The 23,120-nt window shown below is 65.5% G+C and carries 20 protein-coding genes; 11 read left to right on the top strand and 9 right to left on the bottom strand.

Translation table 11 applies throughout. From position 1 onward, the window contains the following. Positions 1-122 precede the first annotated feature (122 nt). The 5 genes from ACE10W_RS35335 to ACE10W_RS35355 all read left to right on the top strand — a co-directional run bounded on the left by ACE10W_RS35335 (position 123) and on the right by ACE10W_RS35355 (position 5,193). Complete coding sequence (locus tag ACE10W_RS35335) at positions 123-1,274, top strand: ATP phosphoribosyltransferase regulatory subunit (RefSeq protein ID WP_304548550.1); 1,152 nt, start codon at positions 123-125, stop codon at positions 1,272-1,274. Positions 1,275-1,277: 3 nt separating this feature from the next. After that, positions 1,278-2,255 (top strand): ATP phosphoribosyltransferase, encoded by a 978-nt coding sequence (gene hisG, locus ACE10W_RS35340; protein WP_161536745.1) that lies wholly within the window; start codon positions 1,278-1,280, stop codon positions 2,253-2,255. 87 nt (positions 2,256-2,342) lie between these two features. Next, positions 2,343-3,389 (top strand): glycosyltransferase family 2 protein, encoded by a 1,047-nt coding sequence (locus tag ACE10W_RS35345; protein ID WP_011090258.1) that lies wholly within the window; start codon positions 2,343-2,345, stop codon positions 3,387-3,389. Further along, positions 3,386-4,231, top strand: coding sequence for a ChbG/HpnK family deacetylase (locus ACE10W_RS35350; RefSeq protein ID WP_304548552.1), 846 nt, complete (start codon positions 3,386-3,388; stop codon positions 4,229-4,231). The genes ACE10W_RS35345 and ACE10W_RS35350 overlap by 4 nt, the downstream gene beginning before the upstream one ends. A 125-nt stretch (positions 4,232-4,356) precedes the next feature. After that, complete coding sequence (locus tag ACE10W_RS35355) at positions 4,357-5,193, top strand: DUF2076 domain-containing protein (RefSeq protein WP_060910416.1); 837 nt, start codon at positions 4,357-4,359, stop codon at positions 5,191-5,193. Between the two features lie 70 nt (positions 5,194-5,263). Here ACE10W_RS35355 and ACE10W_RS35360 read toward each other — a convergent pair whose 3' ends face one another. Next, a complete protein-coding gene (locus tag ACE10W_RS35360; RefSeq protein WP_038967312.1) occupies positions 5,264-6,073 on the bottom strand; it encodes a L,D-transpeptidase in 810 nt (269 codons plus the stop codon). Positions 6,074-6,387: 314 nt separating this feature from the next. Between ACE10W_RS35360 and ACE10W_RS35365 the strand changes: the two genes are divergently transcribed. Continuing rightward, positions 6,388-7,170, top strand: coding sequence for a protein phosphatase CheZ (locus tag ACE10W_RS35365; protein WP_028174613.1), 783 nt, complete (start codon positions 6,388-6,390; stop codon positions 7,168-7,170). Positions 7,171-7,359: 189 nt separating this feature from the next. Here ACE10W_RS35365 and ACE10W_RS35370 read toward each other — a convergent pair whose 3' ends face one another. Beyond that, positions 7,360-7,881 carry a hypothetical protein gene (locus ACE10W_RS35370; RefSeq protein ID WP_304548554.1) on the bottom strand — a complete coding sequence of 174 codons (522 nt, stop codon included), beginning with the start codon at positions 7,879-7,881 and terminating at the stop codon, positions 7,360-7,362. 315 nt (positions 7,882-8,196) lie between these two features. On the opposite strand from ACE10W_RS35370, the gene groES reads away from it, so the two are divergent. The 3 genes from groES (at position 8,197) to ACE10W_RS35385 (ending at position 11,744) form a co-directional block, all read left to right on the top strand. Continuing rightward, positions 8,197-8,493, top strand: coding sequence for a co-chaperone GroES (groES, locus tag ACE10W_RS35375; protein ID WP_011090264.1), 297 nt, complete (start codon positions 8,197-8,199; stop codon positions 8,491-8,493). A gap of 165 nt (positions 8,494-8,658) precedes the next feature. Beyond that, entirely contained in the window at positions 8,659-10,290 is a 1,632-nt protein-coding gene (gene groL / locus ACE10W_RS35380) for a chaperonin GroEL (RefSeq protein ID WP_011090265.1), read from the top strand. A gap of 242 nt (positions 10,291-10,532) precedes the next feature. Continuing rightward, entirely contained in the window at positions 10,533-11,744 is a 1,212-nt protein-coding gene (locus tag ACE10W_RS35385) for a hypothetical protein (RefSeq protein ID WP_060912898.1), read from the top strand. A 67-nt stretch (positions 11,745-11,811) separates the two neighbouring features. On the opposite strand, the gene ACE10W_RS35390 is transcribed toward ACE10W_RS35385, so the two are convergent. Further along, positions 11,812-12,210: an META domain-containing protein gene (locus ACE10W_RS35390; protein ID WP_028174610.1), complete on the bottom strand. Its 399-nt coding sequence runs from the start codon at positions 12,208-12,210 to the stop codon at positions 11,812-11,814. Between the two features lie 132 nt (positions 12,211-12,342). Continuing rightward, a complete protein-coding gene (locus tag ACE10W_RS35395) occupies positions 12,343-14,007 on the bottom strand; it encodes an L-lactate permease (RefSeq protein WP_011090268.1) in 1,665 nt (554 codons plus the stop codon). Positions 14,008-14,321: 314 nt separating this feature from the next. Here ACE10W_RS35395 and ACE10W_RS35400 point away from each other — a divergent pair, with 314 nt between their 5' ends. Beyond that, positions 14,322-16,085: an ABC transporter ATP-binding protein/permease gene (locus ACE10W_RS35400; RefSeq protein ID WP_304548556.1), complete on the top strand. Its 1,764-nt coding sequence runs from the start codon at positions 14,322-14,324 to the stop codon at positions 16,083-16,085. A gap of 291 nt (positions 16,086-16,376) precedes the next feature. Here ACE10W_RS35400 and ACE10W_RS35405 read toward each other — a convergent pair whose 3' ends face one another. The 4 genes from ACE10W_RS35405 to ACE10W_RS35420 form a co-directional block, all read right to left on the bottom strand. Continuing rightward, a complete protein-coding gene (locus tag ACE10W_RS35405) occupies positions 16,377-17,384 on the bottom strand; it encodes a TorF family putative porin (RefSeq protein WP_028174608.1) in 1,008 nt (335 codons plus the stop codon). Positions 17,385-17,810: 426 nt separating this feature from the next. Next, positions 17,811-18,173, bottom strand: a complete 363-nt coding sequence (locus ACE10W_RS35410; protein WP_049832533.1) for a hypothetical protein — start codon at positions 18,171-18,173, stop codon at positions 17,811-17,813. 70 nt (positions 18,174-18,243) lie between these two features. Continuing rightward, positions 18,244-19,566, bottom strand: a complete 1,323-nt coding sequence (gene glcF / locus ACE10W_RS35415; RefSeq protein WP_161536754.1) for a glycolate oxidase subunit GlcF — start codon at positions 19,564-19,566, stop codon at positions 18,244-18,246. Continuing rightward, positions 19,563-20,801 carry an FAD-binding protein gene (locus tag ACE10W_RS35420; RefSeq protein WP_304548558.1) on the bottom strand — a complete coding sequence of 413 codons (1,239 nt, stop codon included), beginning with the start codon at positions 20,799-20,801 and terminating at the stop codon, positions 19,563-19,565. Before ACE10W_RS35420 ends, glcF begins: the two co-directional genes overlap by 4 nt. A 252-nt stretch (positions 20,802-21,053) precedes the next feature. Between ACE10W_RS35420 and ACE10W_RS35425 the strand changes: the two genes are divergently transcribed. Next, a complete protein-coding gene (locus ACE10W_RS35425; RefSeq protein WP_370204785.1) occupies positions 21,054-21,539 on the top strand; it encodes a putative quinol monooxygenase in 486 nt (161 codons plus the stop codon). A gap of 54 nt (positions 21,540-21,593) precedes the next feature. On the opposite strand, the gene ACE10W_RS35430 is transcribed toward ACE10W_RS35425, so the two are convergent. Then, positions 21,594-23,087 carry an FAD-linked oxidase C-terminal domain-containing protein gene (locus tag ACE10W_RS35430; protein WP_028174604.1) on the bottom strand — a complete coding sequence of 498 codons (1,494 nt, stop codon included), beginning with the start codon at positions 23,085-23,087 and terminating at the stop codon, positions 21,594-21,596. Between the last annotated feature and the right edge of the window lie 33 nt (positions 23,088-23,120).

Raw genomic sequence — 23,120 nt, forward strand, 5'->3', positions numbered from 1 at the left:
AGCGATTGATCCTTTGGAGGTCGAAACCGCTTTCCGGCCATGCTAAGGGCTGCGCCAACTGGCTTGCCTCCACTTGCCTCCCCTTGCCCTGCCCGGTTCCACCGGGACGATGGACCCCTGAGATGACCGCGACTGCCACCTCAAATGCTGCCGGCTCCGCCGCCTGGGCGGATACGCTGCTCTTGTCGTTCGCGCAGGCCGGCTATGCCAGGGCCGAGCCGGCGATCCTGCAACCGGCCGAGCCGTTCCTGGACCTTTCCGGCGAGGACATCCGCAAGAGCCTGTATCTGACCACGGACCTCACCGGCGAGGAGCTCTGCCTGCGCCCGGACCTGACCATACCGGTGGCGCGCGATTACCTAGCCTCCAGTTGCGCCGGCCAGCCGGCCGGGTTCAGCTATCTCGGTCCGGTGTTCCGCTACCGCAGCGGCCAGGCCAGCGAGTTTCTTCAGGCCGGCATCGAATCGTTCGGCCGCCAGGACCGCGCCGCGGCCGATGCCGAGATGCTGGCGCTGGCGCTGGAGGCGACGGGCGCCTTCGGCGTCCGCGACGTCGAGATCCGCACCGGCGATGTGGCGCTGTTCAACGCGCTGCTCGACGCGCTCAACCTCTATCCGGTCTGGCGGCGCCGCCTGGTCAAGGACTTCAACCGCAAGATCAGCCTGGAGCAGGATCTGGAACGGCTGGCGGCCGCGACGACCGCCACCCGCAGCGAATATGAGGGCGTGCTGGCGGCGCTGGCCGGCTCCGACCGCAAGGCGGCGCTCGCCTTCGTCACCGATTTGATGTCGATCGCCGGGACCACCAATGTCGGCGGCCGCACCACCGCCGAGATCGCCGACCGCTTCCTCGAGCAATCGACGCTGAAGGGCGGAGCGCTGCCCCGCGAGGCGATCACCGTGCTCAAGCGCTTCCTGTCGATCGCAGGCAATCCCGACGACGCCGTCGCCGAGTTGCGTGCGCTCACCACCGACGCGAGGCTCGACCTCACGGCTGCGATCGATCAGTTCGAGAGCCGGGTCGGCTTCATGGCTGCGCGCGGCATCGACGTGAAGCAGACGCGCTTTTCGACCGCGTTCGGACGCGGGCTCGACTATTACACGGGCTTCGAATTCGAGCTGCATCACAGGGGTAATGGCGCCGAGCCGCTGGTCGCCGGCGGACGCTATGACGGGCTGATGACCCAGCTTGGTTCAGCCGAGCCGATCGCCGCTGTCGGTTTCTCGGTCTGGGTGGACGCGCTGACCCGGATCGGCCGCAAGGTGGGAGCCTAAGTCATGAGCGCGCCATTCGTTCTGGCCGTTCCCTCCAAGGGCCGCCTCCAGGAAAACACCGAAGCCTTTTTCGCCCGCGCGGGCCTCAAGCTGTCGAAGGCCGGCGGCGCACGCGACTATCGCGGCACCATCGCAGGGCTAGACAATGTCGAGGTCGCCTATCTGTCGGCGAGTGAGATCGCCGCGCAGCTGTCGCGCGGCTTCGCCCATCTCGGCGTCACCGGCGAGGACCTGGTGCGCGAGAACATCGCGGACGCCGACAAGCGCGTGTCCCTGATCGAAGGCCTCGGCTTCGGCTATGCCGACGTCGTCGTCGCGGTGCCGCAGGCCTGGATCGACGTCCGCACCATGGCCGACCTCGACGACGTCACCACCGGCTTCCGCGAGCAGCATCACATGCGGATGCGGGTCGCGACCAAGTTCGTCAATCTCACCCGCGCGTTCTTCCAGAACCACGGCATCACCGATTACCGCATCGTTGAAAGCGCAGGCGCGACCGAAGGCGCGCCGGCAGCCGGCAGCGCCGAGCTGATCGTCGACATCACGACGACCGGCGCGACCCTCGCCGCCAACGGCTTGCGGGTGCTCGACGACGGCATGATCCTGCGCAGCCAGGCCAATCTGGTCGCCTCCAGGGATGCCGACTGGTCGCCGCAGGCGCGGGAGACCGCGCGCGTCATCCTCGACCACATCGCGGCGCGGGCGCGGGCCAACAAGTACCGCGAGGTCCGGACCCGATTCCGGCAGTGCGATGCCACCCTGCTCGGCGAGGCCCACAGCCGTTTTGGCGTCGAGGCCCCGTTCGGCGGGCCGACCTCGTCGGGCATGCTGACGCTGCACTGCCCGCCGGGGCAGCTCTATGCGCTCGCGAGCTTCCTGCGCGAGCATGGCGCCGAGACCGTCTCGGTGGTTTCGCTCGACTACGTGTTCGACCGGGAGAACCCGCTGTTCGCCAAGCTCGAGGCGTTCCTGCGGCGGTGAGCCTCAGGTCCGTTCAGCGTAGCGACAGCAAACGGCAGCTACCATATGCTGTTGAGATGACCTTGAACGCCTCTGGAACCTTGATCGATGACGCTGGGCTCTGATGTTTCCGGCCTGACGACCACCGCGGCCAACGCCGCCGCGAAGGGACTGTCGATTGTCGTCCCCGTCTACAACGAGGCGGCGGGCCTTGCCGCCCTGCACCAGCGCATCTGCGATCTCGCAAAGACCCTGCGGCAGCGCCATCGCCTCGCTTGCGAGGTGGTCTATGTCGACGACGGCAGCGCGGACGCGACGCTGTCGATCGCGCGCAGCCTGCCGGCCGACGCGATCGACGTCCAGGTGGTCTCGCTGTCGCGCAATTTCGGCAAGGAGGCGGCGCTGATGGCCGGCCTCGACCATGCCCGCCTCGGCGCCGTGATGTTCATGGACGGCGACGGCCAGCATCCGCCGGCTCTCGTCGAGCAGCTTGTGGGACACTGGATCGATGACGGCTACGACGTCGTCTATACCGCCAAGGCGCATCGCGACAACGAAACCTTCCTGCGGCGGCTCGCCGTGCATGGCTTCTACGCCCTGATCAACTGGGGCGCCCGCCAGAAGATTCCGGAAGACGCCGGCGATTTCCGCCTGCTTTCGCCGCGCGCGGTCACGGCGCTTCGGCAACTGCCGGAGCGCAACCGCTTCTTCAAGGGCCTGGCAAGCTGGATCGGCTTCCGCCAGATCCGCGTCGACTACGAGCCGTCGCCGCGGGCCCATGGCGTTACCACCTTCAACGCCGCGCGCCTGCTCGGCCTGTCGATCGAAGGCCTGACCTCGTTCTCGGTGGCACCACTGCGTTTCGCCAGCCTGCTCGGCGTCGTGCTCGCCGGCATCGCCTTCCTGTTCGGCCTCTCCATTCTCTGGGAGGTCTTCACCACCGGCAAGCAGGTCCCCGGCTATCCCTCGCTCGTGGTCGGCCTGATGACCATCGGCGGCGTGCAGCTCATCATGATCGGCATCGTCGGCGAATATATCGGCAAGATCCTCTCCGAGCTGAAGGCGCGCCCGATCTACTTCGTCGCCGAGCACAGCGAGAAGCATTTCGAGGCCGACAAGGCCGACGACGCCGCGAAGAGGACGGCGGCCGAATGAGCGCGGCGGCGGCGCCGCGGCGGATCTGGCTCTGCGCCGACGATTACGGCATCAGCCCGGGCGTCAATCGCGCCATCCGAGACCTGATCGAGCGCGGCCGCCTCAACGCCACCTCCGTGATGATGGTCGGCCCCGCGATCGCTCGCGGCGAGATCGAGGCGCTTGAGGCCGCGGCGAAGACGAGCCCGCGCTGCGCGATCGGATTGCACGTGACGCTGTCCGCGCCGTTCCGGCCGCTCACCATGCATTTCCGCCCGCTCGACGGCGACATGTTCATGCCGTTTCCGAAGCTCTTGCGCGCGGGTGTCTTGCGGCGGCTCGACCGCGAATTCTTTCGCAATGAGGTGAAGGCGCAGCTCGTGGCCTTCGCAGAGGCTTTCGGCCGCGCGCCAGACTTCGTCGACGGCCATCAGCATGTGCAGCTCTATCCGCAGGTGCGCGACGGCTTTATCGACGCGGTCAGCGAAACCGCGCCGAACGCCTGGGTGCGTCAGGGCGGCCGCGACCTGCCGCTGAAGCAGCGGCTGGCCTCGCCAAAAGCCATGGTGCTCGACATCCTCAGCGCGCAATTCCGCCGCCGCGCCGGCCGCGCCGGCCTCGGTTTCAATCCCGGCTTTGCCGGCGCCTATGATTTCACGCGCGCGGCCGATTTCGGCGCGCTGATGCGGCAATTCCTGGAAGGCCTCCCCGATGGCGGCCTCGTGATGTGCCATCCCGGCTTCGTCGACGACGTCCTTGCCGCGCTTGATCCGATGACCGACGTGCGCGAACGCGAGCATGCCTATCTTGGGGGCGATGAATTCGTGCGGTTGCTGGCGCAGACCAACGCGACACTGGGGTGAATGGCGGCTAAAGCCGGCCGCGAGGCAGCTTGTCGCATACCGAAATTTAATCCAGCCGGCACTGTTGGGGCCACAATGGAACCCTACATCTCCTGCGCGCTTGGTTTGCGCGAGGGAGATTGATCATGACGCCGCAGGAACGCCAGCTCGTCGACGAGCTTTTTGACCGGCTTTCGAAACTGGAAAATGCACCGCGCGATCCCGACGCGATCGCCGCGATCTCCGACGGCCTGCGCAAGGCGCCCGGCGCCGTCTACGCGCTGGTGCAGACCACCCTGTTGCAGGACGAAGCGCTGAAGCGCGCCCATAACCGCATCCAGGAACTGGAAGCGGCGCAGGCGCCCGAGCCGGCCCAGTCCGGCGGCTTCCTGGATACCATGCGCGACACGCTGTTCGGTGGCGGCCCCTCGCGCGGCTCGGTTCCGAACGTGCCGCCGCGTGACGCACGGCCGGTGTGGAACAGCGGCCAGGCGATGCAACAGGCGCAACCGGGTTACGGCCAGCCGCCTTACGGGCAGGCTTACGGCCAAGGCCCAGGTCAAGGCCCCGGTCAGGGCTATGGCGCCCCGCCGGTCGGCGGTGGCGGCGGCTCGTTCCTCGGTACGGCCGCGGCGGCCGCGGCCGGCGTCGTCGGCGGCTCACTGCTGCTCTCCAGCATCCGCGGCATGATGGGCGGATCGCACCAGCAGGCCTTCGGCGACACCAACGCCCTGGGCGACCGCAGCGCTGGTGGAAGTCCCTGGGGCGGCAGCGACCAGTCCGGCGGCTCGCTCGCGCGCGATGCCGGCCTCGACGACATCGGATCGAACCGCGACCGTGGCGGCGATTCCCGCCAAGGCTTTGTCGACCAGGCTTCGAACGACGACCAGAATTACAACGATCAGAACGACAATGACGACAACGTAGACCTGGCCGACGACAGCGATTTCGGCGGCGACGATGGCGGCAGCGATTATGCGTAAGGCCGCTCGATAGCGCGCAAACAAAAACGGCCGCCGATGGGGCGGCCGTTTTCATTTCGGGGCTCGGACCTCACATCACCACGACCCTGGTGCCGACATTGACGCGGCCGTAGAGGTCGATGACATCCTCGTTGCGCATGCGGATGCAGCCGGACGAGACGTTGGTGCCGATGGTCCAGGGCTCGTTGGAGCCGTGGATGCGGTAGAGCGTGGAGCCGAGATACATCGCGCGCGCGCCGAGCGGGTTTTCCGGACCGCCTTCCATGTGCCTGGGCAGGTCGGGGCGGCGCGCGATCATCTCCGCCGGCGGGGTCCAGTCCGGCCATTCGCGCTTGGCCGTGATCGCCTTGACGCCGGACCAGGTGAAGCCGGGACGGCCGACGCCGATGCCGTAGCGCATCGCCCGGCCGTTGCCCTCGACGAGATAGAGGAACTTGTTCGGCGTATCGACCACGATCGTGCCGGCACTTTCCTTGCCGCTATAGTCAACGAGTTGTTTCTCGAACTTCGGATCGAATTGACGCTGCCGCGGATCGACCGCCTCCTGCTGGAGACCTGCGCCTTGCTGATATCCACCCTGCATCTGCGGTTCGCCCATCGGCGGCAGGCGGCGCGGATCGTTGTAGCCCGGCTGCTGCTGATACACCGGCGGCGCGTAGGCCGGACCGCGGCCGGGCCCATCGCCGAACAGGAACTCGATGAAGCCGCCGCCCATGTTCGCGTTGGAGGCGACGCGCACCGGCGCCGGCGGCACTTGCGGCTGATAAAGCACCGCGGGCGGATCGTTCGGAACGGTATTGTCGAAGGCGCTGGCGCTGGTTGCGCCGGCAACGAGGGTGCAAGCGCTGCCGAGCAGCGCGACAGACATTTTCTTGAACATCGACGTACTCTGTACTGTTTCGTCTAGATCACATGCGTCGTGCAGAGCTGATGGCTGATCGGCGTCCGCGACGTGGTCAATAAAGAGCAAAAGGCGTTTCGTTTGGTAAACGGAAACGCCGTTTTGATTCACCACGTCGCGAGCGAGAGCCCAATTTGGCGATCAGCGTTTATTTTCGATGAAAGCCTCATGCTCATGGTTAATCGCTTCTTCTCGCGTCGTCGCGCGCGGCCGCGCAACAGTTCCGGTCGTGAACCTCGTGTTAAATTGCTTCTGCCTACAAAGACGCGTGAGTGAGGTGGGGGGAGTTTCTGATGGCTATTCACCGCAAACGTTTTCGTGTCGAAGAGGCTATTGTCGGCGAGATGCCCAGCCCCGAAATGATTGAGGAGGCTGCGCCGATGCATAGCGAGATCATGGCGGAGCTGCGCGCGATCCGCGCACAGATGGCGAAGGGCACCGCTGCCCCGCTGTCCGCCAGCGCGGCGATGGCGGCGATCGACGCTTCCACGGCCCATGAGCTTGCCGAGACGCGCACCATGCTCGACACCTACCGGGCGCAGATCGAGCAGTGCGAGAAGCTGAAGGTCGAGCTCGACCTCATCCACGACGCCATCGACCGCACCAAGCGCGAAATTGCGACGCTGCACGGCAAGAGCTTCGACGGCGGCGAGATGGCCAAGGTCAATGGCGAACTCGGCGCGGTCGTCGGCGGCACCGAGCAGGCGACCCAGCAGATCCTGGAAGCCGCCGAGTCGATCGACCAGGCGGCCAGCGCGATGTCCAAGGTGCAATCGGCCGACCAGCAGAAGCGGCTCGCCGACGACATCCAGGAACGCGTCATCTCGATCTTCGAGGCCTGCAACTTCCAGGACCTGACCGGCCAGCGCATCAGCAAGGTCATGACCACGATGAAGTTCATCGAGCAGCACATCAACGCGATGATGGAGATCTGGGGCGGCGTCGACGCGATCAAGGCCCATGTGCCGGCGCCGGCCGACACCCGCAGCGAGGACGAAAAACTCCTCAACGGTCCGAAGCTCGCCGGCGACGTCGGCCACGCCTCGCAGGACGACATCGACGCGCTGTTCGACTGAACGGACGCGGCATAGAGAAGAAGCAAAACGCCGGCGCGAGCCGGCGTTTTTTGTTTTTTGGGGATTTATCTCACGCTGTCATTCCGGGGCGGTCCGCAGGACCGAACCCGGAATCTCGAGATTCTCAGGTGCGCAATTGCGCACCATAGTTCGATGCTTTCGCATCGCCCCGGAATGACGGGAAGAACATCACGCCCTCGGGGCGCAGCGGACGTAGACCATGTTGCCGTAGCGGGTGGCGGCGTCCTTGTCGATGAAGCGGGTAATCAGGACGCGGCCGTCGAAGGACACGATCTCGCGGTCCTGCTCGCCGGGGGTCGGACCGGCCGGCCCGATATAGTTCTTGCCGCTGGGCGAGCCCTTCAGCCGCAATTCCTGCGGTGTCGCCTGGTCGGCCAGATGCATGACCACGCCGCCGGAGGTGCCGGCGCCGATCACGTAAGGATTCTTGCACTGGGACCGCGCGGCGGCCTCGGTGCGGGCGCGGTCGGCCGGGTTCTGGAACGAGGCGAGACCCCAGCGGCCGACGATCTCGTCGGCGCGGATGCTCGCCGGCATTTCCGGACCGGTACCGGGCTCTGCCTCGGGCGGCGGCGAGGACGACGAGAAGGACGGCAGGCTCATGCCGCCGCCGCAGGCGCCAAGCAGCAACGCCAAGCCAGATGCGGCCGCCAGATTGGCAACCGTGCGCGCGCGAGCTGAACTGATCATGGCATTCCCCCGAACAAGACCATGGCCGCACCCCTCCTGCAGCCAAGCGCAAAACCACCACCGGAGCAATGACGTCGTTTGATACGCCGGCGCCCCGAACACGTTTCCAATGCCACCATCCTATATCCGCCTCACCAATCGCTTAACCACCTTTGCTTGACAGGATCGCGGCCAAGCCATATTTCCGGGCGCACTATTAGCACTCGGAAAGCCCGATTGCTAAGCGCGCCGTTCGATCCTCGGGACGAGGGTGGACGGAAGCGCCGCCCCACCCACTTCCACTACTTCCGAAGCGAGCCTCCAAAGGGAAACGTCATGGCTAAATCCAAATTTCGTCCGCTGCATGACCGTGTCGTGGTCAAACGTATCGACGCCGAGGAAAAGACCAAGGGCGGCATCATCATTCCGGACACCGCCAAGGAAAAGCCCTCCCAGGGCGAGGTCGTCGCCGTCGGCCCCGGCGGCCGTGACGAGACCGGCAAGCTGATCCCGATCGACCTCAAGGTCGGCGACCGCGTGCTGTTCGGCAAGTGGTCGGGCACCGAGGTCAAGATCGACAACGAAGAGCTCCTGATCATGAAGGAGTCGGACATCATGGGCGTGATGGCCTAATGCCGTCAGCCTGAACGGCCGCTGAATGTCGTGCCCGGATCGCGTGATCCGGGCATCCATCCTTCCGCCGGGTTCGACCTGCGGATCCCGGAATCGATGCGGCCGGCAAAGCGGCAAGACGCAGCACGAAACAAGACACAGCACGAAACACGAGGGATTGCAGAAATGGCTGCCAAAGACGTCAAGTTTTCCGGAGACGCGCGCGAACGCATGCTGCGCGGCGTCGACATTCTCGCCAACGCCGTCAAGGTGACGCTCGGCCCGAAGGGCCGCAACGTCGTCATCGAGAAGAGCTTCGGCGCGCCCCGCATCACCAAGGACGGCGTCACCGTCGCCAAGGAGATCGAGCTCGAGGACAAGTTCGAGAACATGGGCGCCCAGATGGTGCGTGAGGTCGCCTCCAAGACCAACGACCTCGCCGGCGACGGCACCACCACCGCGACCGTGCTGGCCCAGGCCATCGTGCGCGAAGGCGCCAAGGCGGTTGCCGCCGGCATGAACCCGATGGACCTCAAGCGCGGCATCGACATCGCAGTTGCGGCCGTCATCAAGGACATCGAGAAGCGCGCCAAGCCGGTCGCTTCCTCCTCCGAGGTCGCCCAGGTCGGCACCATCTCGGCCAACGGCGATGCCGCCATCGGCAAGATGATCGCGCAGGCGATGCAGAAGGTCGGCAACGAGGGCGTCATCACCGTCGAGGAGAACAAGTCGCTCGACACCGAGGTCGACATCGTCGAGGGCATGAAGTTCGACCGCGGCTATCTGTCGCCCTACTTCGTCACCAACGCCGAGAAGATGACCGCCGAGCTCGAGGACGCCTACATCCTCCTGCACGAGAAGAAGCTCTCGGGCCTCCAGGCCATGCTGCCGGTGCTCGAAGCCGTGGTGCAGTCGGGCAAGCCGCTCGTGATCATCGCCGAGGACGTCGAGGGCGAGGCTCTGGCCACCCTGGTCGTCAACCGCCTGCGCGGCGGCCTCAAGGTCGCCGCCGTCAAGGCGCCGGGCTTCGGTGACCGCCGCAAGGCCATGCTCGAGGATCTCGCGATCCTCACCGGCGGCCAGCTCATCTCCGAAGAGCTCGGCATCAAGCTCGAGAACGTCACGGTGAAGATGCTCGGCCGCGCCAAGAAGGTGGTGATCGACAAGGAGAACACCACGATCGTCAACGGCGCCGGCAAGAAGCCCGACATCGAGGCCCGCGTCGGCCAGATCAAGGCGCAGATCGAGGAGACCACCTCGGACTACGATCGCGAGAAGCTCCAGGAGCGCCTCGCCAAGCTCGCCGGCGGCGTCGCGGTGATCCGCGTCGGCGGCGCGACCGAGATCGAGGTCAAGGAGAAGAAGGACCGCGTCGAGGACGCCCTCAACGCCACCCGTGCCGCGGTGCAGGAAGGCATCGTCCCCGGCGGCGGCGTCGCGCTGCTCCGCGCCAAGAAGGCGGTGGGCCGTCTCACCAACGCCAATGACGACGTCCAGGCCGGCATCAACATCGTGCTGAAGGCGCTGGAAGCCCCGATCCGCCAGATCTCCGAGAACGCGGGCGTGGAAGGCTCGATCGTCGTCGGCAAGATCCTGGAGAACAAGTCCGAGACCTTCGGCTTCGACGCCCAGAACGAGGACTATGTCGACATGGTCGAGAAGGGCATCATCGACCCCGCCAAGGTGGTGCGCACCGCGCTCCAGGACGCCTCCTCCGTGGCCGGCCTGCTGGTGACCACCGAAGCCATGGTCGCCGAGGCGCCGAAGAAGGACGCTCCGCCCGCGATGCCAGCCGGCGGCGGCATGGGCGGCTTCTGAGCCCACCGTTCCCTGACAATGTTGCGAAGGCCGCCTCCGGGCGGCCTTCTTTTTTGCCGACCATGGCTCACGCTTTCCGATTCAACCGACGGCCAAAACCCATTACGGTGGCGCCGATTCTAAAGCGCGATGAGGTCGGAACGAGTCGTCATCGCGCTTTAGGTTGTTGTTTGAGCATGATCTTTTCGGAAAACCGCATCACGCTTTTCCGGATCATGCCCCCTTGCTCGAGGATTTTATCGATGCGCGCGCTTCTGGTTTGCTCCACGGCCCTTGTGGCGGCTCTGCTTGCTGTTTCGCCGGAGGTCGCATCCGCCCAGATGAAGCTGTCGCCAAAGGCGACGGTGCCGGGCGGACCCGAGACGCGCTATTTCACCTCGATCGACGGGCTGATGGACGGCAATGCCGACGTGATCCTGAAGGAGACGCGCCAGGGCAAGACGGTCACGGCGGCCGTCCTCGACGTCTGTTATCCGGTCGCGAAAAATTCCGACCGCAAGGATCGCTTCGTCGTCAATCTCCAGGTCGCCGGTCAGACGCTGACCGGCACGACGCAGAGCCTCGGCGCGAAGGCGCCCGTCACCGTCAAGCTGCTGCGCAAGCCGACCGGAGACACTTTCGAATTCCGCGGCCAGATTGGAATCGGCCAGGCCGTGACCGAGGTCACCTCGCCCGACAATTCCGATCTCAGCGAGAAGGAGTTTCTGGACAACCAGACCTCCGACGACGGCATCACGCCGCAGCCGAAGGACTTCACCGACGTCTCGCCGGAGGCGATCGCGGTCAAGGTCAAGCTGGATGCGGCGACCGAGTTCCTGAAGAGCCTGAAGGGTCAGGAGGTCGAGGTGACGCTGGCGAGCCTCACCGTCGGCTGCGACGCGTTGCGCGCCGGCGAGCAGACCATCAACATGTCGGTCGACCCGGAGCGCGCCGGCGCGCTGCTGGCAAAATTCAAGGCGATGCCCGGCGTCACCGCCGCGGGCTGGACCGCGGGCATGACCGAGATGGACCGCACCATCCGCTTCGCCGCGGCCGACTGGCGCGACGGCGACAAGATCAACCGCGACAAGCTCGCAGCCGCCGTGGCGGGCGTGCTGGGCCGGACGCTCGCGGCAAAGCCGGTCTCGCAAAGCTTCAACCCGGCCACCGGCAAGCTCAAGCTGGTCTTCAAGCGGCCGAACCAGGATTTCCCGACGCTCGATCTGACCGACACGATCGAGGTCGCAGGGCTCATCTCGCCGGACAAGCCCGGCACGACCGACAAGCTCATGCTCTGGATCGGCAGCCCCGCCACCACGACCGCCGACGAGAGCAGCGGCGCCAAGCTCAATCTCTCGGACGAAGCTTCGGCCGACGAGGAGGGCGACCAGCCCGACGACAACGGCTCGGTCGAGGCGCTCGCAAAGGAATTGAAGGGCCAGCGCTGGGACGCCGACAAGTCGGTGTGGAAGTAGACGGAGACACCACCTCAACCCCGGCGAAGCCTTGGCGTAGCCGGGGTCGCGGGGTATGACAGCGAGGCTAATTGCCGTTCGCGCGGAAGCGCAGCGGCTTGGGGCCGAGAAGCGTCAGCACATCGCCCTGGCGCTTCCAGGTCTCGACGCTGCCGAGCGCTGCGACGAGATCGTCGTCGGCCTGGGCCTTTGCCGGCGGGCAGGACCGGTCCTGGATCTGGCCGGGGACGAAGATCACGGTGTTGCCGGCGACCGAGAACTGGCCCTTGCCGCCCTTGCACCAGAGCTCCAGCACGACCTCGCCATTGTCTCCAATCTCGATGTTCGGAATCCGCTTCGAGCCCGGCTGCGGCGACGCCTCCAGCGTCAGTTCGGTGCCGAAGGGAAAACCATCCTCCGCACGCGCGACAGTGGACATCGCAAGCACTGCAACCGTCGCACACACCATATGCCTGAGCGAAACCATGAAACCTCTCGAGCGACCTGATTTGCCGCACCTTCTATAAGACGGCGGCGCCATTGAGAAGGTTCTCTCAGCACGGACGCAAAATCCCCGCGGGGGTGAACCCCGCGGGGATTTGCGTCGAAGTGGAGCCTGTTACTTCAGCACCATCGCCGTGAACGGCCAGACATAGGCCTGCAACGTCACGAGCACGCCGACGAGGCAGGCCAGCACGATCGAGTGCCAGAACACGAAGCGCAGGATCGTGCCTTCATGGCCGTACCAGTTGGTGGCGGTGGAGGCGACGACGATCGATTGCGCGTCGATCATCTTGCCCATCACGCCGCCGGAGGAGTTCGCCGCGCCCATCAGGATCGGCGACAGGCCGAGCTGCTCGGATGTGATCTTCTGCAAGTTTCCGAACAGCACGTTGGAGGCGGTGTCCGATCCCGTCAGCGCCACGCCGAGCCAGCCGAGCAGCGTACCGAAGAAGGGATAGAGCACGCCGGTTGCGGCGAAGGCGAGACCGAGCGTCGCATCGACGCCGGACAGGCGCGTCAGCGTGCCGATCGCGAGCATCGCCGAGATCGTGATCAGCGAGATCGCGCACAGCCGGATGGTGCGGGCGTACTCGGTCACGAGCTTGCCGGGACCGACCCCCATCAGGAAGCCGGAGATGATCGCCGCGATCAGCATGCCCGTACCGGTGAAGGACAGGTAGGTGAAGCCGAACACCGCGCTCTCCTTGGTCGGCCCTGGCGCGACCGGCGGCATCTTGTTGATCATCTGGTGCAACTCGGGAACGGGATAGTTCCAGGTGAAGATCGAGTTCGCCCAGGTCTTGAAGCCGCCATTGCCCCAGACCAGCATCACGATGCAGACCATGATCCATGGCAGCAGCGCGCTGAAGAGTTCGCTTTGCGTCAGCGGTGTCTTGTCCAGCGGCTTTGCGGCGGCCATGGTGGAGGCCGATTCGTCGCGGCCGCGCAGCGCCGGCGACAGCCAGAGCTGCCTGGGCTGCCACACCTTCAGGAACAGGATCAGCGCGCCCATCGAGATCAGCGAGGCGCCGATGTCGACGATCCACGGATTGATGAAGTTCGAGATCACGAATTGCGGGACCGCGAACGACACGCCGGTGACGAGGATCGCCGGCCAAACGTCCTTCATGCCCTTCCAGCCCGCGAACGCCCAAACCACCCAGAACGGCACGATCAGCGAGAAGAACGGCAACTGCCGTCCGACCATCGCGCCGAGGATGTAGGGATCGAGCCCGGTGACCGAGGCAAGGCCCTGGATCGGCGTGCCCAGCGCGCCATAGGCGACCGGCGCGGTGTTGGCGATCAGCGACAGGCCGGAAGCGGCGAGCGGCGAGAAGCCGAGGCCGATCAGCACCGCGCCGGTGATCGCAACCGGCGTGCCGAAGCCGGAGGCGCCCTCGAAGAAGGCGCCGAACGAGAACGCGATCAGCAGCAATTGCAGCCGCCGGTCCTCGGTGACGCCGCCGACCGCGCGCTTGAGCAATTCGAAGCGTCCGGTGGTCACCGTCACCTGGTAGAGGAAGATGACGTTGAGAACGATCCAGCCGATCGGGAAGAAGCCGGTCACGACGCCGAGGATCGAGGCGCGGATCGACATGTTCACCGGCATGGTGAAGACGAATATCGTGATCAGGTTGGCTACGATCACGGCGATGATGGCCGCGATATGCGCCTGGACGCGGCCGCTCGCGATCAGGACCAGCAGCGTGACGACGGGTACCGCCGCGGCGATCGTCGACAGCACAGGGTTGTGCAGCGGATCATAGATTTGATTCCACATGGTCTTCCTCCCCCACGCATGTGTGCCGCAGGCGGCCCGCGTGGACAGCCGAACCTGCTTGACGCTGGAAGCGATAACCCCCGAGCTGGACGCGAATTCCTCGCGAATGCGGCGGTTCCCGTCCGCTCACAAGCTCGCGAAGTCCCGAAGGCCCCCACCCCGCGCCGTTAAACCCCATGCTAGGGTTGCAAGCGCCGACAAGCCAACGCAAATTGCAGAACTTGCGACTTTAGTCTAAGCGCGCCCATTTCGGCCGTTGCCTCAGCCATTTGGCTCCAGGCATTTGTGCACATCCCCTCAGGAGACAGAGCTCTGTGAAGAACATCAGCGCCACGCTCGCGATCGTCTGGCGAATCGCCGTCCCCTATTTCCGATCCGAGGACAAATGGGTCGGCCGCGGCCTGCTCGCCGCCGTGATCGCGATGGAGCTGGCGCTGGTCGCGATCGACGTGCTCGTGAACCAGTGGCAGAACCGGTTCTACAGCGCACTGCAGGCGAGCGACTGGGACGCGTTCGTCACGCAGATCTGGATTTTCGTCGCCCTCGCCTCGATGTTTATCGCGCTGGCGGTCTACAAGCTGTACTTGAACCAATGGCTCCAGATCCGCTGGCGGCAATGGCTGACCCGGCACTATCTGGGCGAATGGCTGCAAGGCGCCACGCATTACCGTATGCAGCTCAAGGGCGATGCGGCTGACAACCCGGACCAGCGCATCACCGAGGACGTCAAGAACTTCGTCGAGCAGACCCTGACGATCGGGCTCGGCCTGCTCTCGTCGATCGTGACGCTGTTCTCCTTCGTGATCATCCTCTGGGGTCTCTCCAACGCCGCGCCGCTGCACCTGTTCGGCACCGACCTCATGATCCCGGGCTATCTTTGCTGGGGCGCGCTGGTCTACGCGATCTTCGGCACCGCGCTGACGCACTGGATCGGCGCTCCGCTGGTCAACCTCAATTTCGAGCAGCAGCGCTATGAGGCCGACTTCCGCTTCCACCTCGTTCGCGTCCGCGAGAATTCCGAGCAGATCGCGCTGCTCAAGGGTGAAGGGGCCGAACGCGGCCGGCTCCTGGGTCGCTTCGGCCTTGTGATCGGCAACTGGTACGCCATCATGAGCCGGACCAAGCGCCTCACCGCGTTCACCGCGAGCTATCAGCAGGCCGCCGTGATCTTTCCCTATGTGCTGGTGGCGCCGGCCTTCTTCGCCAAGAAGATCCAGCTCGGCGACATGATGCAGACCGCATCGGCCTTTTCCAGCGTACAAGGCGCGTTGTCGTTCTTCGTCACGGCTTACCGATCGCTCGCGGAATGGCGCTCGATCGTCGCGCGTCTCGATGGCTTCGAGATGTCGGTCGATTCAGCCGCGAACCTGCCGGCACATGAGCCGGCGATCGCCCTCGAGGCCGCCGGCGGCGACCGCAATATCGGCCTCGAGCAGCTCTGCGTGAACCTGCCCAACGGCACGCCGCTGGTCGCCGCCGGCGCCTTCGCCATCCAGGTGCCGGAGCGCGTGCTGGTGACGGGGCCGTCCGGCTCCGGCAAGTCGACCCTGTTCCGGGCCATCGCCGGCATCTGGCCGTTCGGCACCGGCACCATCGTCGTCCCTGAAAGGGCGAAGCTGATGATGCTGCCGCAGCGCCCCTATTTCCCCGTCGGGGTTCTGCGCGATGCCGTGGTCTATCCCGCAGCGCCTGATACATTCGACGCCGCGCGCGTCCAGGACGCGCTGATCGCGGTCGGATTGCCCGACCTCGCCGAGCGGCTCGACGAGGACGGGCACTGGAACCGGATGCTGTCGCTCGGCGAACAGCAGCGTCTGGGTCTCGCCCGCGCGCTGCTGCATGCGCCGGACTATCTGTTCCTGGACGAGGCCACCGCCTCGCTGGACGAGCCGTCCGAGGCCCGGCTGTACCGGCTGCTGACGGAGAGGCTGCCGCAAGCCGCCATCGTCTCGATCGGCCATCGCTCGACCCTCGATGCTTTCCATACCCGCAAGGTGACGATGGTGAAGGACGGCCAGATCCACGTCCTCGGCAAGAGCGGCGAGCCGGTCCAGGCGGAATCGACCGTGGCGCGCTAAGGCGCAAGATGATCGCTATCGTAGTCGAAGGACCTCGATAAGGGCCTTTCCTTGCGGCCCATCCCTCGAGACGCCGGCCTTTGGCGAGCCCTCAGGATGAGGTCGGACTTCGCCGCAAAGTCCCAGATCCTCATGGTGAGGAGCGCCGCCCTGCGGCGCGCCTCCCGGACGATGCTTCGCATCGCCTAGAAAACCATGAAGGCCCGGCACGATCGCAGCGCTCCAGGCCGCAAGAAGCAAAAGGGCGGCAGATTGCTCTGCCGCCCTCAGCAAGTCGTTTCGGGAAGAAACTTACTTCAGGTTGGTCATCGCCGTCAGGTCGAACGACAGCTTGGCGATGCCGGCCGCGCCGCACCAGTTGGAGCCAGCGCCGCTCGGGTTGATCGGGGTGACGTTGGTGGTGCCGGTGGCATTGAAGGCGCTGGTGAAGGCGTTGCAATCACCCTTGTTCAGGTCGGTGTCGGAGTAACGCAGATCCAGCGTGAACACCTTGTAGGTGAAGCCGATGCCGACGTTCCAGGTGTTGTAGTCCTTGTAGGGAATACCGTTCGCGAAAACGGTGCCGGCGCCGGTGCCGTAGAAGGCGTCCGAGGTGCCGAACCACTGGCGGCCGAACTCACCCGACACATACATGCCGACGCCCGAGGGACCGAAGACAGTGCTGGGCGCGGTGTACTTGGCAGTCACCGACGCGTAGTTGCCCCAGGCACCCGAGTTCAGGAAGTTCGGCGAGTAGTACTCGTTCACGCCGACGGCCCAGTTGTCGTTGATGGTGTAGTTCAGCTTGGCATAGCCTTCGAAGAAGCTGACGTTCTTCTTCATGACGTTGCCGTCGGCGAGGAAGATCGTGGTGGTGCTGACGGCGCAGACGTTGCCGCCGGGAACGCCGCCGGTGAGCACGTTGTCGGCGCAGCTTCCGCCCGGATACAGGTAGCCCCAGATACCGAAGTCGAAGGCGAAGGCGCCGAAGGTCGGGCGGATACCGCCGTAGACGTCGACTTCAGCCGCAGCGCGGTTGGCGAAGGAGATGCTCTCCGCGGACACACCGGCGTAAAGCTGGAGGTCCTTGGTGACGTTGTAGCGCGGCTCGAAATAAGCGGCGACCGACGGCTGGTGGTTCGACTGGGTCACGCCGCGAAAGATGTAATCGCTGACGAGCGCACCGCCGAAGGCGATGTCCCAGGGGTCGAAGGCAGCGACCGGCGGGGCCTTCTTGGCCTTCACCGCCATATCCGCCGCGAAAGCCGAACCCGTCGTCACCATTGCCAGCGCCGTTGCCAACAAAGCCACTTTTTTCATTTCGATCCCCATCACCAGTTCTCACCCAGTCGGTTTCCCGGAAGCCCCCCGGGGCGTACGACCCAACATCAAAAATTCATGACTGCGGCAATCTGGATCGGAGGATGTGAACCGTGAAGCAAAAAACGCGGGCATCTGCTGACTTTTTAGGCGTTCTGACGATTTCACGAAAGGTTGTCTGCCTGTGTGGCTTCTCGATCACATTATTTGCCCTCCAAAGGGCACTGGAGGACGGGGTTAGTACGGAGACCTGCAGTACCGTGCTCCGCGCGCTACGAATCGGGCTGGCGCCGGGGAATGGCGGCCTCCGGCAGCCACAGCCGCGATGCAGAAAGGCCGCAGCGTCGCCGCCGCGGCCCTCCTGCTGTCGATCGTGGTCGTTGGGTTGAAGCCAGCCCTGGCCCAGCCCCTGGCCTGACCGCGGGCCTAACCCTGCCCCTCGGCCGGCGTCGGTTCCGCAGAAGACGAAGGCATCGCCCAGCTTGTCTCGGCGACAGGCTCGGGAGCCGGAGCTGCCACCGGCGCTGACGGCTTCGGCGCGGGAGCTGCCTTCGCCTTCTTCGGTGCCGCCTTCTTCGCAACCTTCTTGGCGGCCTTCTTCGGTGCAGCCTTCTTCGCAGCCTTCTTGGCCGACTTCTTCGGTGCGGCCTTCTTAGCGGCCTTCTTGGCAGATTTCTTCGCTGACTTCTTGGCTGCCTTCTTCGTCGCCTTCTTCGCGGTCTTCTTCGCCGCTACAGCCTTCTTGGCCTTTTTTGCCTTCTTGCTTTTTTTCTTTTTCGCTTTCGCCATCGTGGTCCTCCTGTTGCCGCCGAACAATGGTCGATCGGACGTCTTTCCGCCGTCACCTCCGGACGAAAGCTCAGCTCGACGCGTTCAATGCCGGCCGCGACCCGCCCGTAGCCCAATCGAGAAGCTCAATCGTGTGTACGACCGGAACTGACGTGCCACTGGCAATCTGCACCATGCAGCCGATATTGCCCGCGGCAATCATGTCCGGCTTGACGCTCGCGATGTTGGCGACCTTGCGATCACGCAACCGACCCGCAAGCTCGGGTTGGAGAATGTTGTAGGTCCCCGCCGAACCGCAACACAAATGGCTCTCGGGCACATCTTTCACCACGAATCCATTCTTGGAAAGCAATTCTTTCGGAAGGCCCGTGATTTTCTGCCCGTGCTGCAACGAACAGGCGGAGTGATAGGCGACGACGATGTTGTCGCCTATCGCAGTGGTCGCGAGATCGAGGCCGGCAACATATTCGGTGATGTCCTTGGCAAGCGCGGACACCTTCGCCGCATCGGCCGCGAACGCAGCGTCCTCGCGCAGCAGATAGCCGTAGTCCTTGATCACGGTGCCGCAGCCGGACGCCGTCACCAGGATGGCGTCGAGCCCCTCGCCGGCCGCTTCCGCCCGCCATGCCGCGATATTGGCGCGAGCCCGCGCCAGCGCATCGTGGTCGTTGCCGAGGTGATGGGTCAGCGCGCCGCAGCATTGCTCGTCCCTGACCAGGACGACCTCGATGCCGTGGCGGGTGAGAAGACTGATGGCAGCCTGGTTGATGCGCGGCGCCAGCACCTGCTGCGCGCAGCCCTGGAGCAGCGCGACCCGGCCGCGCTTCTTGCCGAGCGCCGCGAACACGCTGCCCGGGAGGGGGCCGGGCGACGGCAGCCGGTTCGGGGCCAGCGCCAGCATCGCCTTGAGGCGCTGGACCAGGCCCGGTGTCGCCGAGGGCCGCGGCGTCGGCAGGAATACGGCGAGCGGACGGGCCAGCCGCGCCAGCCACATGCTGGCGCGGAAGCGCTGCGGATCCGGCAGGACGAAGGCCAGCACCTGGCGCAGCAGCCGCTCGGTGAGCGGCCGCTGATAGCGCTGCTCGATCCTGACCCGGGCCTGGTCGACGAGGTGCATGTAGTTCACCCCGGAGGGGCAGGTCGTCATGCAGGCCAGGCACGACAGGCAGCGGTCGACATGCTTGACCACCTCGGCTGTCGGCGCCTGGTCCTTCTCCAGCATCTCCTTGATCAGATAGATGCGGCCGCGCGGGCTATCGAGCTCGTCGCCGAGCAGCACATAGGTCGGACAGGTTGCAGTGCAGAAGCCGCAATGGACGCAGGCGCGCAGGATCTTGTCGGCCTCCGCGATATCGGGATCGGCAAGCTGCGCCAGTGAGAATTCGGTCTTCATGCCGCAGCGCCCCGCGTCAGCCGTCCCCGGTTGAGAATGGACTTCGGATCGAAACCGGCCCGCACCCGCTCGCTCAGGGCGGCGATGCCTGGCGCTTGCGGATGGAACACATCGACATCGCGCCTGACATCCTCTGCCGCCCGGATCAGCATGGCATGCCCGCCGACCGCATTCGCACGCGCGCGCACGGCCGGTTCATGCGCATCGCCCTTCGGCGGCAGTGCGGCCCAGATCAATCCGCCGCCCCAATCGTAGATCACGTCGCCGCCGGTCTCGCGCGCCAGCTGGGTCCCGAGCGCCGCACCTGACGCCGGCGGACAGACGATCCGCCACACCGGCCGGGCGCCCAGCGCGCCGCCGGCCGCGAACGGCAGGACATCGCGGACGGTCGCCCACAGTGCCGCCGACGATGCGTCCTCGACCAGGGCCGCGGTTCCGAACGGCGCCAGCAATTCGCGCAGCGAACCGGCGCGGTGGGCGGCTGAAGCGGTAATGCCTTCGAGCCGCAGCACGGTCAGCGCTTCGCCCTGGCCCGCGATGTCGCCGAGCCCGTCGATCTTCGCCCGGAACGCGGATTTCGGCAGGTGGGCGGCGCCGGACACGTCGAAGGGCGAGCCGAGCGCCGCGGTCATCGCCTTGTTGGCGGCGGCATCGTCGAGCCCGCGCAGCAGCAGCGTCCGCTCGGCCTCCGGCTTCGGCATCACCTTCAGCGTGACCTCGGTCATCACCGACAGCGTGCCCCAGGAACCGGCCAGAAGCTTGCAGAGGTCGTAGCCGGTGACGTTCTTCACCACCTTGCCGCCGGTCTTGAAGCTGTCGCCGAAACCGGAGACGGCGTGCGCCCCGAGCAGGTGGTCGCGCGCCCCGCCCGCCCGGATGCGCCGCGGGCCGGCGAGGCCCGCCGCGATCATGCCGCCGATGGTGCCTGATACGGGCGTGCCGAGCAGCGGCGCGGTGTTCATCGGCTCAAAGGCGAATTGCTGGTTCTTGGCATCGATCAGCGACAGCACGTCGGCCAGCGGCGCACCGGCCTCAAGCGTCACGATCAGTTCGTTGGGCTCGTAGGAGGTGACGGCATTGAGCGCGGAGACGTCGAGCACGGCGTTGGTCGCCATCGCGTGGCCAATGCTGCGCTTGCTGCCATGACCGATGATCTCGAGCGGCTGCTCGTTGGCAATCGCCGCGCGCACCACCTCTTCGACGTCTTTGGCGTCTCTGACCTTGAGCGTATCCACGGGAAAAGGCGGTAGCGAAATTCGCCGCCAAAATCAAATGCAGCGTGACGCGGCGACCACCCAGCCGAGCAATGCCAGTGCGGCGTGCGACGAAACTCCATCAGGCTGGCTCCGCGACATCCGACAACAACGGTTCGATAAAGATCGAAGCGTTCACGACATCGACACTTCGATCACCGGCGAACCAAAGCCGACAGGCCATCGCTACAAGCTTGCGCCGATCGCGATCGAGCCCAACCGACGGAGACACACATGGAGCGATCGACATATGCGCGGTCGGCGCCGCGCGTCCACGAAACATTCAGCCGCAGGTCGGTGATCACCGCCTTCGGTGCCGTCCTGGCGATTTATCTCTCGCCGTGGACGTCGTCATCTCAAGCCCAGCAGCAAGGAGGAAAGACCATGAACCACTATGCCACGCAGAAATCCCTCAGCGACGCCGTCGACGGCGGCGGCCTGCTCGTCGTCGCGCAATGGGAGGCCAAGCCCGGCGAGGCCGACAAGGTCGCCGCGATCCTCGAACGCTTCCTGCCCGAGGCGCAGCGCGAGGACGGCGTCAAGCTGTTCCTGATCTCACGCGCCAGGGAGAATCCGGCCCAGTTCCTGTTCTACGAGCTGTTCCGCGACGAGGCCGCTTTCAAGGCGCACCAGGAGAGCGCGCACTTCAAGACGTACATCGCCGGCGAAGCCCTGCCGCTACTGGCGAAGCGCGAGCGGGCGCAATACGGGCTGCTGTAAGCGTTTCGGAGGGAAGAGGTTTGCATCGCAAGCCCCTTCCCTCCGCGCGAGCGCCTAGAACCGCGGAATGTCCGGAAACGCCAGCTTGCCCGCGTGCACGTGCATGCGGCCGAGCTCGGCGCAGCGGTGCAGGGTCGGAAACACTTTTCCGGGGTTGAGCAGGCCCTGCGCGTCGAAGGCGCATTTCAGCCGCTGCTGCTGGTTGAGGTCGATCTCGCTGAACATCTCCGGCATCAGATCGCGCTTCTCGATGCCGACGCCGTGCTCGCCGGTGAGCACCCCGCCGAACTCGACACAGGCGCGCAGAATGTCAGCGCCGAAGGCCTCGGCCCGCTCGATCTCGCCGGGCTTGTTGGCATCGTAGAGGATCAGCGGGTGCAAATTGCCGTCGCCGGCGTGGAACACATTGGCGCAGCCGAGCTGGTATTTTTCCGATAGCTCGCGGATGCGCGCCAGCGCCTTCGGCAACGCACCGCGCGGGATGGTGCCGTCCATGCAGAGATAGTCGGGCGAGATGCGGCCGACGGCCGGAAACGCGGCTTTCCGGCCCGCCCAGAACAGGTTGCGCTCGGCCTCCGAGGTCGAGATCTGGCAGGTGGTCGAGCCGCAGGCATTGGCGATGGTCTCGACGCGCGTGATCAGCTCGTCGACCTCGATCTTGGGACCGTCGAGCTCGATGATGAGCAGCGCCTCGACGTCGAGCGGATAGCCGGCATGGACGAAGGCTTCCGCGGCGTGGATCGCGGGCTTGTCCATCATCTCCATGCCGCCGGGAATGATGCCGGCGCCGATGATGCGTGCCACGCATTCGCCGGCCGCTTCGACCTCCGCGAAGCCGACCATCAGCGCGCGCGCCGTCTCCGGCTTTTGCAGAATGCGCACCGTGATCTCGGTGATGACGCCGAGCAGACCTTCGGAGCCGGTGATGACGCCCATCAGGTCGTAGCCGGCGTTCTCGCACCCCTTGCCGCCGATCCGCAGGATCTCGCCGCTCATCAGCACGATCTCGCAACCCAGCACGTTGTTGGTGGTCATGCCGTATTTGAGGCAGTGCACGCCGCCGGAATTCTCCGCGACATTGCCGCCGATCGAGCAGGCGATCTGCGAGGACGGATCGGGCGCGTAATAGAAGCCGGCATGCGCGACCGCCTGGCTGATCGCCAGATTGGTGACACCGGGCTCGGTGACGACGACGCGGTTGTCGAAATCGATCTCGCGGATGCGCTTGAACTTGCCGAGCCCGAGCAGCACGCCGTCTTCGAGCGGCAGCGCGCCGCCGGACAGCGAGGTGCCGGAGCCGCGCGGCACCACCTTGATGCCCTGCCTGGCACAATATTTCAGGACGAGCGAGACCTGCTCGGTCGTATCGGGCAGCACCACGACCATCGGCGGCTGGCGATAGGCGGTCAGCCCGTCGGATTCATAGGCCCGCATCTCGGCGGCGCTGTCGATCACGCCTTCGCCTGATACGATTGCGCGCAAGGCGGCGACGATCTCGCTGCGACGCGCCAGCACCGCCTGGTCGCTTGCGGGCATCATGATGGCCATATTACGAAGCCTTCGTCCGACGGAGGGAATTGT

The organism is Bradyrhizobium sp. B025, assembly GCF_042257955.1.
GTDB lineage: Bacteria > Pseudomonadota > Alphaproteobacteria > Rhizobiales > Xanthobacteraceae > Bradyrhizobium > Bradyrhizobium diazoefficiens.